This is a genomic window from Sphingomonas sp. GW821-FHT09B04 (genome assembly GCF_059418285.1).
In genome coordinates this window covers 455,338-467,989 of sequence record NZ_JBWKPO010000003.1, presented here as the reverse complement: position 1 = coordinate 467,989, position 12,652 = coordinate 455,338, and the positions used below count along the sequence as shown (strand labels likewise).

Sequence of the window (12,652 nt, the reverse complement as noted above, 5' to 3'; positions counted from 1 at the left end):
CAGGGTCAGGCCTCGCTATCGTCGCCTTCGCGCTCAGGCATGAGCGCGGAGAGCGCGCCCTCGGCATATTCGTTCTGAAGGCGTGCCGCGGTGTAGCGGACCTGCGAGAGCAGATCCTCGTCGGGATCGGGCATCAGCAGCGACGACGACAGGATGATGCCGACGGTTCCCGCGATCAGGCCGTCGGGTTCGAAGATCGGTGCAGCGACGCCGCCAAGACCGGTTCCGCGCGGATTAGCCTCGAAATCGGCGCCATAGCGCTTCAGATTAGCGATCACGCGCGGCGGGGTCGGCTTCTGGTTCTCGAAGAAATAGATCAGCCGCGCGGCGGGCGAATTGGGCAGGGTCAGCAGCGTGCCTGGATGGATCATGATCCCCGGCTCGAACTGGTTCTGCACCGAATGCACCACCATCGCGCCGCCACGGGTGGGCGTGGCGAGCAGTGAGGTATGGCCGGTGGCGTTGAACAGATCCTGCAGGAACGGCCGGGCAAGCTGGACAAGGTTGCTGCGATAGACCGCGGCGCGGCCGAACTTGAGCAGCTTGCGCCCGAAGACATAGCCCTCACCCTCGCGCGCACGATCGACCAGACCCAGCCGCGTGAGCGTCTGGAGGTGGCGCGACACGCGCGCTTTGGTCATGTCGAGCTGGCGTGCCATGTCGGTCACGCGCACCGGATCGGATGCTTCGGTCAGTACTTCCAGAATCTGGACGGTGACTTCGACGCTTTTCACCCGGGCAGAGCCGGCGTCGTCATCCATGCCTTCGGTCGGATCGCTCATTCTTGCCCCCTAACATCGGTCGTCACGATAAGCGAGACGGGCGCTTCAGCAATGCTGAACCTGCGATACCGGTCCCCCATCCGGCCACCCAACGCCAGTACCTTGTGGATGACCGGATGAGAGCGCGTGCTGGCCCTGCGTCGCGGCAGGGCCGGATTCCTTAGCTCCAGAGCGTGAAGGCGCAGGATGAACCGGTGCCGCCTTCGGTCCGGTACAGCTTCTGATAGTCGACGACTTCCATCGAAAGCCCCGCCGTATCCATCGCTGCCGAAGTCGCGATCCAGCTCTTGCATTCGGACGTGCCGGCCATCAGTTCCTTCTGCGGAATCGACCGCAGCCAGACATGGTCGCGCGTGCGCATCGCCTTCAGGAAGCGCGCGTCCCATTCGGGATCGACGACGAAATGCGTAAGGCCGCCGGTGGTTAGCACCGCGACGCGCGCATCGCTGTCCCACGCCGCGATCGCCCGTGCCACCGCACTGCCGAAATCATGGCTGCGCGCCGCGCTGGGGCTGTTGTCGTAATACCAGCAATTGACGTCGACCGGCACGTGCGGCCGGATATGGTCGCGCATGATGTTCTTGTAGAGGAACCCATAAGCGTGCGGCATGCCGTACAGGAGCGACTTGTCGTTGCTGACGGTCGGCTTCTCATGACACAGCGTCACGTCGAACTGACTCTCGCGCACCAGATGGCGGGCGAGATGCGTGCCGAATTCGCGATGGCCGGGATAGACGGTCGGCGCATCGGGCAGATGGCCGTGATCCGAAATCTCGATCCCGACGGGCAGCCGTGACTTCTGTTCGCCGGTGCGCGGAATGTTGGCGATCTCGTCCGCCGCGATCACCGCAAAGGTCGGCACCATCTCAGAGAAGATCTCGTGCTGGTCGTTGCCGATGATCACGACCACGTCGGGATCGGCCGCCTTGTACGCCGCATGGAGCGTGTCCATCGCCGCAAAGCTCTTGTCGAGCGCTGCCTGCCGGGTCGGGAGGTCGAGCTGTGCGCCGATATTCTCGCCTGCACGCTCCGCCTCAAGCTCCGCATAGAGCAGCTTGCGTCCCTTGAACCACAGCGGAATTCCGTCCTGCCGGTCGCGCGCGGCGCGAATATCCCAGTCATGCGCCAGCGTGTGCAGCTGGGGCGTATGTGCACAACCGATACCCAGAACGATCTGCGCCATGCTTCCTCCTTCGGTCGATTGACGGACTGTATTGTAACGCTATGCGTTACTTCGTAACGAATTACGATATTAAAATGGAGAGAAAGCGATGAAACTCGTCAGCTTTGATACCGGCCGGGGTGCGCGGACCGGAGTGGTGGCGGCCGACGGCTCGATCCTCGATCTTGCTGCGGCCGGCGCCGATCCGTCGCTCGCGACGATGCTGGCGCTGATCGAAGCCGGCGAACCCGCGCTCGATGCCGTGCACGACCTGCTCGCCCGCGACCGCGGCGATCATCGCCACGCCGCCGCGGACGTGCGGTTCCTGCCCCCTTTGCCCGTGCCCAACTCGATCCGCGACTTCGCCAACTTCGAGCTGCATTGTCTTCAGGCGCTCGAGGCAAGCATGCGGATGCGCGCGTCGAGCCAGCCCGACCCCGAGGCCGCCTATGCCGGCTTCAAGGCGAGCGGCGCCTATGATCTGCCCGCGAGCTGGTACCAGCGGCCCTATTATTTCAAGGGCAACCGCATGACCTGTTCGGGCCATGGCTCGGAGATCCAGTGGCCGCGCTTCAGCGGCACGATGGACTATGAGCTGGAGTTCGCCGCGGTGATCGGCAAGCGCGGCGCGGACATCGCAGAAGCCGACGCCGATGCGCACATCTTCGGCTACATGATCTACAACGACTTCTCCGCACGCGACGAGCAGGTGCGCGACCAGCAATTCCGCATGGGGCCGTCCAAGGGCAAGGATTTCGACACCGGCAACGCGATGGGGCCGTGGATCGTCACCCGCGACGAGCTGCCCGACGTGTCCAACCTCGCGATGGAATCGCGCATTAACGGCGAGGTCCAGGGGCGCAGCAATTCTTCGGGCATGCAGTTCAGCTTTGCCAAGTGCATCGCGTTCGTGTCGCGCGACGAGACACTCTACCCCGGCGACGTGTTCGGATCCGGCACCGCGGGCAATGGCTGCGGGTTCGAAACCGGCCGCTATCTCGAGCCGGGCGACATCATTGAGCTGGAAGTCGAGGGGATCGGTATCCTGCGCAACACGATCGGCGAACGCCGGTCATGAGCCTGTGCGACGCGATCCTGGGCAAGACGGAAGCCGATTTCCGCGCCGCCGCCGCCCGGATCGCGCCGCACGCGATCGTCACACCCCTGCTCGCGGCGCCCGCTCCCGACGGCCGCGAGATCCGCATCAAGTGCGAGAATCTCCAGCCCGGTGGCTCGTTCAAGATCCGCTGCGCCGCCAACATCGTCGAGCAACTCCCTGACGATGCGGCCGCTCATGGTCTGGTCACGGCAAGCGCGGGCAATTTCGCCCCGGCCGTAGCGATGGTCGGCGCGGCGCGCGGCTTCCGCCTCACCTGCCATGTTCCGGCCAATGCCGCCGCAGTGAAGCTCGCGGCGCTGGAACGGCTCGGCGTCACCGTAGTGCCGCACGCCTTTCCCGACTGGTGGCGGATCATGGAAACCCGCGACGCCGGCGATCCCGAAGCACGCTTCCTCCACCCGGTGTGCGAGGAAGACGGCATCATCGGCAACGGCACGATGGCGCTGGAGCTGGTCGATCAATGGCCGCAGGTCGATACGGTGATCGTGCCGTTCGGCGGCGGCGGGATGGTCTCCGGCATCGCCGCCGCGATGCGCGCGATGCAGGCCGGGGTGAAGGTGCTGGCGTGCGAGATCGATGCCGCCGCGCCCCTCGCCGCCGCATTCGCAGCCGGCGGCCCGGTCCCGTTCGAACGCCGCGCGACCTTCGCCAACGGCCCCGGCATGCAATCGGTGCTCGAAATCATGTGGCCGCTGTTGCGTGAACTGGTCGACGGCGTGGTGGTGGTCAGCGAGGCCGAGGCGCTGGCGGCGTTCCGGACGCTAGCGTTCGATTGCCATCTGATCGTCGAGGCGCAGAGTGCGATCGCCTATGCGGCGGCGTGCTCACCCAACCATTCGGGGCGCAAGGTCGCCGCGATCCTGTCGGGCGGCAACATCGATCCTGCCGCCCTGCTAACCCACCTCTCAGCCTGACGCCGGCAAGCCCACCGCCGGACTGCCTTCGGCCGGCTGGTCCTGCCGCCGCTGCGCGTCCGCACGCTGGGCCTTCCATGCGCGCGGGTTCACGAACCAGATGCAGATCGCCGACACCGCCGGCAGGATCATGAACAGGACCAGCGCCGACTGATAGGACTGGCCCGCATCATACATCCGCCCCATCACCCAGGGACCGGTGGCTGAACCGAGGTTGGCCATCGCCGTCAGCAGGCCCGTCAGCAGCCCGAGATGCTGGGTGCCATAGGTGTGCCGCGAGATCACCGGACCGTCGACCATCACGCTCGAATGGCCCATCGCGCGCACCACGATATAGCACACCAGCACGATCGGGTTGGTCAGGGCGAACGACAGGATCGCACAGGTGGTGAGCAGGAAGTACAGCCCCGCCAGCCCGCGGTTGGAGCTGCGGTCGAGGATATTGCCCGCCAGCACGCGGCCAAAGATCGCGACCACGCTGATCCCGCTCACCGCCCACGCCCCTTCGTCCTTGCTGAGACCGGCATCGAGCAACATCAGCACCTGATGCTGGGTCAGCGCCTGATCGACGATGGTGACGAGGAAGAAGGCGATCGACATCAGCCAGAAGCTCGATCCGCGCATCATCTTGCCGAAATATTCGCGTACGCCGACGCTCTCGCTGGCGTCGCTGGCGGTCGCCGCCTGCTCGGTGATCGGCACCCGCAGCATCCCGTAGATCAGCGCCGGGACCGCGACGAGCCAGATGCCCGCGGACAGCGAGGCCATGCCGTTGCGCCAGCCGAATGCCTGGATCAGCTCGGCGGTGACGATCGGCATCACCACACCGCCGATCGCCGTGCCCAGCAGCACCATACCCGTCGCGGTCCCCTGCGACGCGCGGAAGGTCCGGCCGACCAGCACGAAGCACGACACCATCGCGCCCGGCCCGGCGATGCCGAGCAGCACACCGACCGCATAATAGCTCGTCAGCCCACCGACAAAGGCGAAGCCGAGCAGTGCGAAGCCGCCGACGACGATCGAGGTCATCAGCGCCTTCCACGCACCCGCAATGTCGAGGAAGCGCCCGAACACCAGACAGGCAATCACGCCGGTCAGATATTTGGCGGTCGCCAGCAGAGTCGCCTGCTCGCGTGTCCAGCCGAATTCCTTGATCACCTCCGGATAGATGAACGGCAGCGCATAGGCCGGCGCCGAAAATCCGAAGAACAAAGCCGTGATCGCGATCGCCAGCACGCGCCAGTTGGCGCTGAACTCATCGCGGAATGCCTGGTTGAACTGAAACATCCCGTACCCTCTCGAAGCGCTTCAGATCTTCGCCACCCTGATAGTCTGAAGCTGCATATATTCTTCCAGCCCATAGAGGCCGAATTCGGTGCCGATGCCCGATTGCTTGGCGCCGCCGAACGGCGCGTCGGGCGAGATGCTGGCATGATCGTTGACCCAGGCGGTCCCGCATTCGAGCCGCTGCGCCAGCGCGATCGCGGCGTCGACATCCGACGACCAGACCGATCCGCCCAGACCATTCTCATTGGCGTTGGCGCGCGCGAGCGCGTCCTCGGGGTCCGAATAGCGGATCACCGGCAGGATCGGGCCGAACTGTTCCTCGTCCACCACCCGCATCCCGTCGGTCACGTCGACCACGATCGAGAGCGGGAAGAAATAGCCGTCGCGCTCCATCGGTTCGCCACCGGCAAGGAACCGGCCGCCCCTGGCGCGGGCATCGTCGGCCAGACCGCGCACCAGATCGAACTGCGCGCGGTTCTGGACCGGGCCGAACTGGCTCCCGGCCTCGCTGCCCGCGCCGACCACGGCGGCGCGCGCCATCTCGGCAAGCTTCTCCGCGAGCGCATCGTGCAGGCTGTCATGGACATAGACCCGCTTCACCGCGGCGCAGATCTGGCCGCTATTGCCGAACGCCTTGGCGAAGATCTTTGACGCGATCTTGTCGACATTGGCATCGGGCAGCACGATCGCGGCGTCGTTGCCGCCCAGCTCGAGCGTCAGCCGCTTGAGGTTCGCCGCCCCGCTCGCCATGATCGAGCGGCCAGTCGGCGTGGAGCCGGTGAAGACAATCTTGTCGATACCGGCATGTTCGGACATCGCCCGGCCGATATCACCCTCGCCCGTCACCGAGTTGAGCACGCCCGCGGGCAGATGCGCATTGGCGATCTCGACCATGCGCAGCGCCGTCAACGGTGTGTAGGACGATGGCTTCATCACCACCGTATTGCCTGAGAGCAACGCCGGGATGATGTGCCAGATCGCGATCATCACCGGGAAGTTCCACGGACTGATCGACGCGACCACGCCCAGCGGCTTGCGATGTACCTCGACCCGGACGCTGTCATCGTCCTTGATCACGTCGACCGGCGGGCGCAACGCCGCGGTGGCGCGTGCCCAGCCGACCGATCCCATGATCTCGCCCCCGGCATTGGGCACCGGCTTGCCCTGCTCGTTCGACAGGAGCGTCGCCAGCTCGTCTTTCGCGCTCTCCAGCGCATCGGCGATCGCCAGGATCGCCTGCGCGCGCGCGTCGATCGGCGTCGCCGCCCAGCTTGGGAATGCGCGACGCGCCGCATCGACTGCACGGTCAAGATCGGCACGGCTCGCCAGCGGGGCATCCGCGAACGGCTGCCCCGTAGCGGGGTCGATCACTGCAAAGGTTTCCGCCGTCGCCAGCGCTTTCCCGTCGACGATCAGGCGGGGCCCGCTCACAGCTTGAACAGCTTCTGCGCGGTGCCGCTCTTCACCAGCTTCGCGGCGGCGGGATCGAGTGCGTTCACCCGGGCAAGGCAACCCGCCATGTCCCCGATATTGTGGGGATAGTCCGATCCGTACATCACTCGCTCCGGTCCGCCCGCGACCTCGATACACAGGTCGAGCGCGCTCTTCTCATAGACGACGGTGTCATAATAGATGCGGCGAAGATAGCTCGACGGCTTGTCCTTGATCTTCTCCGAGCACGCCGGGATCATCTCGTGGCAACGGTCGAGGCGACCGGCGAGATACGGCAGCGTCGCGCCGCCATGCCCGGCGATGATCGCCAGATTGGGATAGCGGTCGATGAACCCGTCGAGGATCATGCGCGATACCGCCAGCGTGGTGTCGATCATGAAGCCGATCGGCGGCACCAGCCCATATTCCTGCAATCCCATCTCGGCTGCGCCCTGCGGCGCGGTAGGATGGACCAGCACGGGCAGCGCCAGATCGTCGATCGCCTGCCAGATCGGAGCGAACTCGGGCGCCGTCAGGCTCTTGCCGTCGATATTGGCGCTGACGAACACGCCGACCGCGCCGAGCGCGACGGCTTCCTTGAGCACGGTCACCGCGCTGGCTGGATACTGCCAGGGCAAAGTCGCGAAGAAGCGGATGCGGTCCGGGAAGCGGCCCTGCTGGTGCGCCATGTGCGCGTTCATCTCACGCGACACGCGGGTGCTTACCGCTTCCCCGCCCCAATAGGCGCTGGGACAGGTCAGCGAGACGATGGCGATGTCGACGCCGGCCTTGTCCATGTTCGCGACACGCAGGTCATAGTCGAACATCTCAGGGAACAGCGTGACGAACGGCGCGCCGCTCATCCACACGCTGTCCTGCCCTGCCGCGGTCGGCTTGACCCCATATTTGGGTGCGCCGTGCGCGCGGATGTCGTTGAGCCACGCATCGCTCAGCATATGCGTGTGGACGTCGATTACCGGCACCGACATGCTCACTTCTCCAGGTTGATGCGGTTGGACAGGCGGCCAAGCCCGTCAATCTCGACGTCGCACAGCTTGCCGTCATAGCCCGACAGATAGGTGCCGATATTACCGCGCGGGTGCTTCTCGGTGCCCTTCGACGCGGTGCCGGTGTGGATGCAGTCGCCCGGCTCCATCGTGAACCATTTCGACGCGGTCGAGATCACCTGCTCGACCGGGAAGAAATAGTTGGCGGTCGAATCGTCGGTGAAGCACTCGCCGTCGATATAGCCGCGCACCAGCAGCTTGTTGGGGTTCGGCACCTCGTCCTTGGTGGTCAGCCACGGGCCCATCGCCGCGAAGGTGTCCGCCGCCTTGGACTTGGAGTGATAGATGAACAGCAGCCAGTTATTGTCGTCCTCGAACTGCGGACGCCAGGCGGTGTGGTGCGGCTTGACGATGTCGGCGGTCTGCTTGAGCGCGATCGAATCCTCGCCGAACTTGACCCCGCTCGCGGTGACGTCGTTGGTCAGCGTATAACCGAACACATAGTCGAGCGCCTTTTCGGGCGGCACATTCTTGGCGGTCTTGCCGAACACCACGACGGGCTCTGGCTCGGGGATCGACGGACCATGGTCCTTGAGGATGTCGATCGTCTTGTTGTGACCGGTGAGTGCCGAGCGCCCCTTGATGAAGAACATCGGCGCCGTCATCGGCTTCATCGCCTTGCTGTTCAGATTGTTGTTGTTGACCGCGCAGCCCAGAATCTTCGACGGGCGCGGGTTCGGCGCCATCCAGTCGGTGCTCGCCGACAGGTCGATCACCGGAAGCTTGCCTGCAAGCGCGGCCTGAATTGCCTCGTTTGCGGTGTCGAGACCGGCATTGCCCGCCTCGATCAGGTCTTCCATCCAGCGATAGGCGTCGAGCGCCACGGCCTTGTCGTCGGCAACGCGGGCAATCACCGTCGGCTTGCCATCAATTCGGATCGTACCCAGTTTCATGCCGTCGACTCCCTCGATATTCTATTGATTTTCAGATGGTTTCGGTCGCGTCCTCGGGGATCATCCCCATCGCGATCTGATATTCGCGCTTCACCGCGTCGGGCTGGCCGACCTGATGCTGATAGTCAGGCCGGTTGATCCGGTACTGCAGCGTGTCGCCCAGCCGCCGGCTCTCCTCGAGCGTCATCGACGCCGTGAAGAGCTCCTTGTGCTTGATTGGCAGCTCGACGCAGCGGTTGAACTCGGCATCGCGGATCACCGCCTTGGGATCGCCCTCGCCTGCTTCGACGATCTTCATATTGGCCTCGAAGCTGCGGCGCATCATCACGATGCCCCAGTCGCTCTTGCCCAGATGCTCCTTGGTGCGATCGGCGATCGTGCCCTGCCCGACCCAGGCGACAATGTCCTGGTTCATCACATGGCTGGTGATCCAGTCGCCGTTCGCGTCCTTCACGGGGCCCGTCCAATAGGGGATGCGCGGCTGGACGAACGGCTCGCGGTCCACCGGTACGCGGTGGAACATCCACGTCACCGACAGCGTGTTCTCGTCGTCGATCGGCACGCGCCATTCGATATGGTCGCCCAGGAAAAAGCCGTTGGGCCACAGTGCCGTCGCGCCGACGGTCCAGTGCGGATTGTCCTTGTCGGTATCCTCGCGCACGCGCTTGTAGATATGGCCGAATTCGAACTCTTCGAACGCCAGCTCCAGATGCGTCGGGCCATAGCTGCCGTCACCCTTGAGCACCGAGGTCCAGTTGCGATGCATCCACTCGAAATGGACCGGGTCGCAGCTATTCTCCTGGCACTGGAACCAGTTGCAGGGAACGTCCGCGAACACCACCTGCTGGAACCCGTTTTCCCACGTGAACGGCTCCCAATTGGGAACCAGCGGCGCGGGCTGCGGCCCCATATAGGCCCACAGCATCCCCGCCTTCGCCTCGACTGGATAGGCCTTGGTGCGGATCTTGTCCTTGAAGCGCGCCTTGGGGTTGGCGATGTCTTCGAAAGGCTGCTCGATGCACTGGCCCGAGCTCGCGAAGCACCAGCCGTGATAGCTGCAACGCAGACCATCATCCTCGATGATGCCGTTGAGCATGTCGGCGCGGCGGTGCGGACACTGACGATCGACCAGCCCGTAGCTGCCGTTTTTCGTCCGGAACGCGACGAGGTTCTCACCGAGCAACCGCACCGGCTTGACCCCAAGTTCATCCACCTCTGCGATCGCCGCAAAGGGGTGCCAGTAGCGACGCAGCAGCTCGCCCATCGGCGTGCCCGGCCCAACCTGCGTGAAACGTTGATTCTGTTCGGCCCTCACCGCTCGACTCCATCCTCTCGTGAGACGGATTATGGAACTTGGAACGCTATGCGCAACACGCACCGGTAATAGTTGCGTATAGCGCAACAAATGCTAGGGTCAGGGCATGACAGACCGCGACTTGCGACGCCGCGCCCCGGACACGCCCGCCTCGATCGCGACGGTGGCGACCGCCGCGTGGATTCTCGACTTCCTGGCAGAGAGCGAACGCCCGATCGGCGTGCAGGAAATGGCCGAGACGCTGGGCATGACCAAGTCGCGCGTGTCGCGGCACCTGAGCAACCTCGAGATGCTCGGACTGGTCGCGCGTGGCAGCGGCGGGCGCGGCTTCCAGCTCGGCTGGCGGATCGGCCGCTGGGGCCAGATCGCTGCGGGGCGGATGCAGCTCCCCCAATTGCTGCACGCCCCGCTCGAGGAGCTTAACGCGTCGACCGGTTGCACCGTCTTGCTGTGCACGGTCGCCGGCGGGGATGCAGTGGTGGTCAGCTGTCTGCCCGCGCGCGCGGCGATGCGGATCGACGTCCAGCCGGGGCTGATGCTCAGCCTGCCCGAATCGCCAACGGCGCGCGTCTGCTTCGCGTTCCAGCCGCGCGAGCGGCGGCGCGAGCTGCTCGACCATGCGGAATCGCGCGGCGACAATTTCCGCATCGAAGACCGCGAGACTTTCGAACGCGAGATCGCGGCGGTGCAGGCGCGGCACTATAGCTGGGGGGTCAACAAATATGGCATCGGGCACAGCGCGCTCGCCGCGCCGGTGTTCGACCGGGACACCATCGTCGCCGCGGTCACGGTGATGCTGGCGAGCGACACGATGGCCCCCGGCTCACCCGAGCCCTGGCTAGTCGACTCGCTGCTCGCTTGTGCCCAGCGCTGCTCGCATGCGCTGGGCTCGCGCCACATCTACCCGCGCGGCTGACCCGCCGCCAGCGCGAGCGCCTCGGCGATGACCGCGCGGTCGCCGACATGGTTCATCAGGATCAGGTTGAGCCGCATGGCGACCTTGAGGCTGTTCTCGACGGACTCTCCGTCGAGAATGGCGATCAGCTGTTCATAGACATCATCGACGCCGGCAATGTTGGGGTCGGTTATCAGCGCGCTCATCTCAATTCCCCTTCGCGCGTGCGAGCGCAGCCTGGATCGCCGCCGCATCGGGCCGGCGCCAGCGCGCGCAGACATGATGATCCGGGCGGATCAGACAAGCCGAGCCCGGCGCCATCGCATAGCGCTCGCGCAATACGTCATCGCCCTCACCCACCGCGATCACGGCAAGCCCCGTAATCTCCGGCGCGACGCCATCGACCAGCAGCGTGAACCCGGCATCGAGTTGTTCGAGCAGCCACCCGTCGCCCACCGGCGCATCAAGCGCGGGATAGCCCGGCGTAACGCCCTGCCCCTGCCAGTCGTCGGCATCCGGAGTATTAAGCGGGCTGCCGGGTAGCGCGACCGCGGTCGACAATCGCCCCGAGTTCACGAACGGGCGAGCGAACGGCACTTCGCTCGCCAGTTCGAGCACAGCATCACGCAGGATGCGGCTCGCGGCCGATTTGGGCGTCATGAAATCGGTCGACCGGCTCGAGTTCAGGATATTCTCGTCGGCGATCGTAATCGCCTCGTCATTGTAGCTTTCGAGCAGTCCCGCCCCGGCCTCGCCGCGCAGGATCAGGTCAAGCTTCCAGCCGAGATTGTCGACATCGGCAAGCCCGCCATTGCACCCGCGCGCGCCGAACGGCGACACGAGATGCGCGCTGTCCCCTGCGAAGACCACCCGGCCATGGACGAAGCGCGCCATCCTGCGGCACTGGAAGGTGTAGACGCTGTACCACTCCTCCTCGAACGCGACGTCGTCACCCAGCATCGCGCGGACCAGCGGCTCGACATTCTCCGGCCGCATCGCTGCAGCGCGATCGATGTTCCAGCCGAGCTGGAAATCGAGCCGCCAGACATCGTCGGGCTGCTTGTGCATCAGTGCCGACTGGCCGGGGTTGAACGGCGGGTCGAACCAGAACCAGCGTTCCGAAGGCCGCTCGCCCTTCATCTTGACGTCGGCGATCAGGAAATTGTCTTCAAACACCCGCCCGTCGAAATCGAGCCCCAGATGCGTACGCACCGCCGAGCGGCTGCCGTCGCACGCAATCACCCAGCCCGCATCGATGGTGTAATTGCCGCAGTCGGTCTCGACCGCGATCAGCGCGCCGTCGGCATTGGGCGCGATCGCCGACAGCTTGTGGCCCCAGCGCAGCTCGACATTAGGCAGCGCCGACAGCGCGTCGATCAGCCGCTCCTCGACATGATATTGCTGGATATTGATGAAGCCGGGCCGCTTCTGGTTCTTCACCGGCAGCATGTCGAACTGGAACACCGGATCGGCGCGATCCCCCCAGAACACCTTGCCCACATTCCAGATCACGCCCTTGTCGACGATCGCATCGCCGACGCCGAGCCGGTCGAAGATGTCGAGCGAGCGCTTGGCGAAGCAGATCGCCTTGGATCCAGCCGCGACGAAATCGAGCTGCGAAAGCACGACGACACGATGTCCGCGCCGCCCGAGGTCGAGCGCCATCGCCAGGCCGATCGGACCCGCGCCGACGACCACGACCGCAGCGGACTCCAGCGCGCTCGCCGGGGCGGGTGTGACACCCATTTCGCGCCACACCGGAATGTTGGGCAGGTTCGCCATCGGA

General features: G+C 65.1%; 12 protein-coding genes. 3 read left to right on the top strand and 9 right to left on the bottom strand.

Annotated elements, in window-relative coordinates; genetic code table 11:
* Nucleotides 1–5 precede the first annotated feature (5 nt).
* Together AC07NK_RS11815 and AC07NK_RS11810 are read right to left on the bottom strand one after the other, a co-directional pair.
* Complete coding sequence (locus AC07NK_RS11815) at nt 6–782, bottom strand: IclR family transcriptional regulator (protein WP_495170794.1); 777 nt, start codon at nt 780–782, stop codon at nt 6–8.
* 160 nt (nt 783–942) lie between these two features.
* Nucleotides 943–1,965 (bottom strand): DODA-type extradiol aromatic ring-opening family dioxygenase, encoded by a 1,023-nt coding sequence (locus tag AC07NK_RS11810; protein ID WP_495170793.1) that lies wholly within the window; start codon nt 1,963–1,965, stop codon nt 943–945.
* Nucleotides 1,966–2,053: 88 nt separating this feature from the next.
* On the opposite strand from AC07NK_RS11810, the gene AC07NK_RS11805 reads away from it, so the two are divergent.
* Nucleotides 2,054–3,022 carry a fumarylacetoacetate hydrolase family protein gene (locus AC07NK_RS11805; RefSeq protein ID WP_495170792.1) on the top strand — a complete coding sequence of 323 codons (969 nt, stop codon included), beginning with the start codon at nt 2,054–2,056 and terminating at the stop codon, nt 3,020–3,022.
* Entirely contained in the window at nt 3,019–3,978 is a 960-nt protein-coding gene (locus AC07NK_RS11800; RefSeq protein WP_495170791.1) for a pyridoxal-phosphate dependent enzyme, read from the top strand. The genes AC07NK_RS11805 and AC07NK_RS11800 overlap by 4 nt, the downstream gene beginning before the upstream one ends.
* Here the strand turns inward: AC07NK_RS11800 and AC07NK_RS11795 are convergent.
* The 5 genes from AC07NK_RS11795 to AC07NK_RS11775 are packed head-to-tail and all read right to left on the bottom strand — an operon-like array spanning nt 3,970 to nt 9,971.
* On the bottom strand, nt 3,970–5,265 hold the full coding sequence (locus AC07NK_RS11795) for an MFS transporter (protein WP_495170790.1): 1,296 nt from the start codon (nt 5,263–5,265) through the stop codon (nt 3,970–3,972). The two genes, AC07NK_RS11800 and AC07NK_RS11795, sit on opposite strands and share 9 nt — an antisense overlap.
* Before the next feature lie 21 nt (nt 5,266–5,286).
* Nucleotides 5,287–6,696 carry an aldehyde dehydrogenase family protein gene (locus tag AC07NK_RS11790; RefSeq protein WP_495170789.1) on the bottom strand — a complete coding sequence of 470 codons (1,410 nt, stop codon included), beginning with the start codon at nt 6,694–6,696 and terminating at the stop codon, nt 5,287–5,289.
* Nucleotides 6,693–7,685 carry an amidohydrolase family protein gene (locus AC07NK_RS11785; RefSeq protein WP_495170788.1) on the bottom strand — a complete coding sequence of 331 codons (993 nt, stop codon included), beginning with the start codon at nt 7,683–7,685 and terminating at the stop codon, nt 6,693–6,695. The genes AC07NK_RS11790 and AC07NK_RS11785 overlap by 4 nt, the downstream gene beginning before the upstream one ends.
* A 2-nt stretch (nt 7,686–7,687) precedes the next feature.
* On the bottom strand, nt 7,688–8,656 hold the full coding sequence (locus AC07NK_RS11780) for a fumarylacetoacetate hydrolase family protein (RefSeq protein WP_495170787.1): 969 nt from the start codon (nt 8,654–8,656) through the stop codon (nt 7,688–7,690).
* Between the two features lie 31 nt (nt 8,657–8,687).
* Nucleotides 8,688–9,971 (bottom strand): Rieske 2Fe-2S domain-containing protein, encoded by a 1,284-nt coding sequence (locus AC07NK_RS11775; protein WP_495170786.1) that lies wholly within the window; start codon nt 9,969–9,971, stop codon nt 8,688–8,690.
* A gap of 106 nt (nt 9,972–10,077) precedes the next feature.
* Between AC07NK_RS11775 and AC07NK_RS11770 the strand changes: the two genes are divergently transcribed.
* Nucleotides 10,078–10,887, top strand: a complete 810-nt coding sequence (locus AC07NK_RS11770; protein ID WP_495170785.1) for an IclR family transcriptional regulator — start codon at nt 10,078–10,080, stop codon at nt 10,885–10,887.
* Here AC07NK_RS11770 and AC07NK_RS11765 read toward each other — a convergent pair.
* Together AC07NK_RS11765 and AC07NK_RS11760 are read right to left on the bottom strand one after the other, a co-directional pair.
* Nucleotides 10,872–11,072 carry a DUF2783 domain-containing protein gene (locus AC07NK_RS11765; protein ID WP_495170784.1) on the bottom strand — a complete coding sequence of 67 codons (201 nt, stop codon included), beginning with the start codon at nt 11,070–11,072 and terminating at the stop codon, nt 10,872–10,874. The two genes, AC07NK_RS11770 and AC07NK_RS11765, sit on opposite strands and share 16 nt — an antisense overlap.
* A 1-nt stretch (nt 11,073) precedes the next feature.
* A complete protein-coding gene (locus AC07NK_RS11760) occupies nt 11,074–12,648 on the bottom strand; it encodes an FAD-dependent oxidoreductase (protein WP_495170783.1) in 1,575 nt (524 codons plus the stop codon).
* Between the last annotated feature and the right edge of the window lie 4 nt (nt 12,649–12,652).

Excerpts from the sequence above, each read along its gene's own strand:
- AC07NK_RS11795 (WP_495170790.1), bottom strand. The coding sequence starts at position 5,265 with ATGTTTCAGTTCAACCAGGCATTCCGCGATGAGTTCAGCGCCAACTGG.
- AC07NK_RS11770 (WP_495170785.1), top strand. The coding sequence starts at position 10,078 with ATGACAGACCGCGACTTGCGACGCCGCGCCCCGGACACGCCCGCCTCG.
- AC07NK_RS11765 (WP_495170784.1), bottom strand. The coding sequence starts at position 11,072 with ATGAGCGCGCTGATAACCGACCCCAACATTGCCGGCGTCGATGATGTC.
- AC07NK_RS11815 (WP_495170794.1), bottom strand. The coding sequence starts at position 782 with ATGAGCGATCCGACCGAAGGCATGGATGACGACGCCGGCTCTGCCCGG.
- AC07NK_RS11800 (WP_495170791.1), top strand. The coding sequence starts at position 3,019 with ATGAGCCTGTGCGACGCGATCCTGGGCAAGACGGAAGCCGATTTCCGC.
- AC07NK_RS11810 (WP_495170793.1), bottom strand. The coding sequence starts at position 1,965 with ATGGCGCAGATCGTTCTGGGTATCGGTTGTGCACATACGCCCCAGCTG.
- AC07NK_RS11780 (WP_495170787.1), bottom strand. The coding sequence starts at position 8,656 with ATGAAACTGGGTACGATCCGAATTGATGGCAAGCCGACGGTGATTGCC.
- AC07NK_RS11785 (WP_495170788.1), bottom strand. The coding sequence starts at position 7,685 with ATGTCGGTGCCGGTAATCGACGTCCACACGCATATGCTGAGCGATGCG.
- AC07NK_RS11760 (WP_495170783.1), bottom strand. The coding sequence starts at position 12,648 with ATGGCGAACCTGCCCAACATTCCGGTGTGGCGCGAAATGGGTGTCACA.
- AC07NK_RS11805 (WP_495170792.1), top strand. The coding sequence starts at position 2,054 with ATGAAACTCGTCAGCTTTGATACCGGCCGGGGTGCGCGGACCGGAGTG.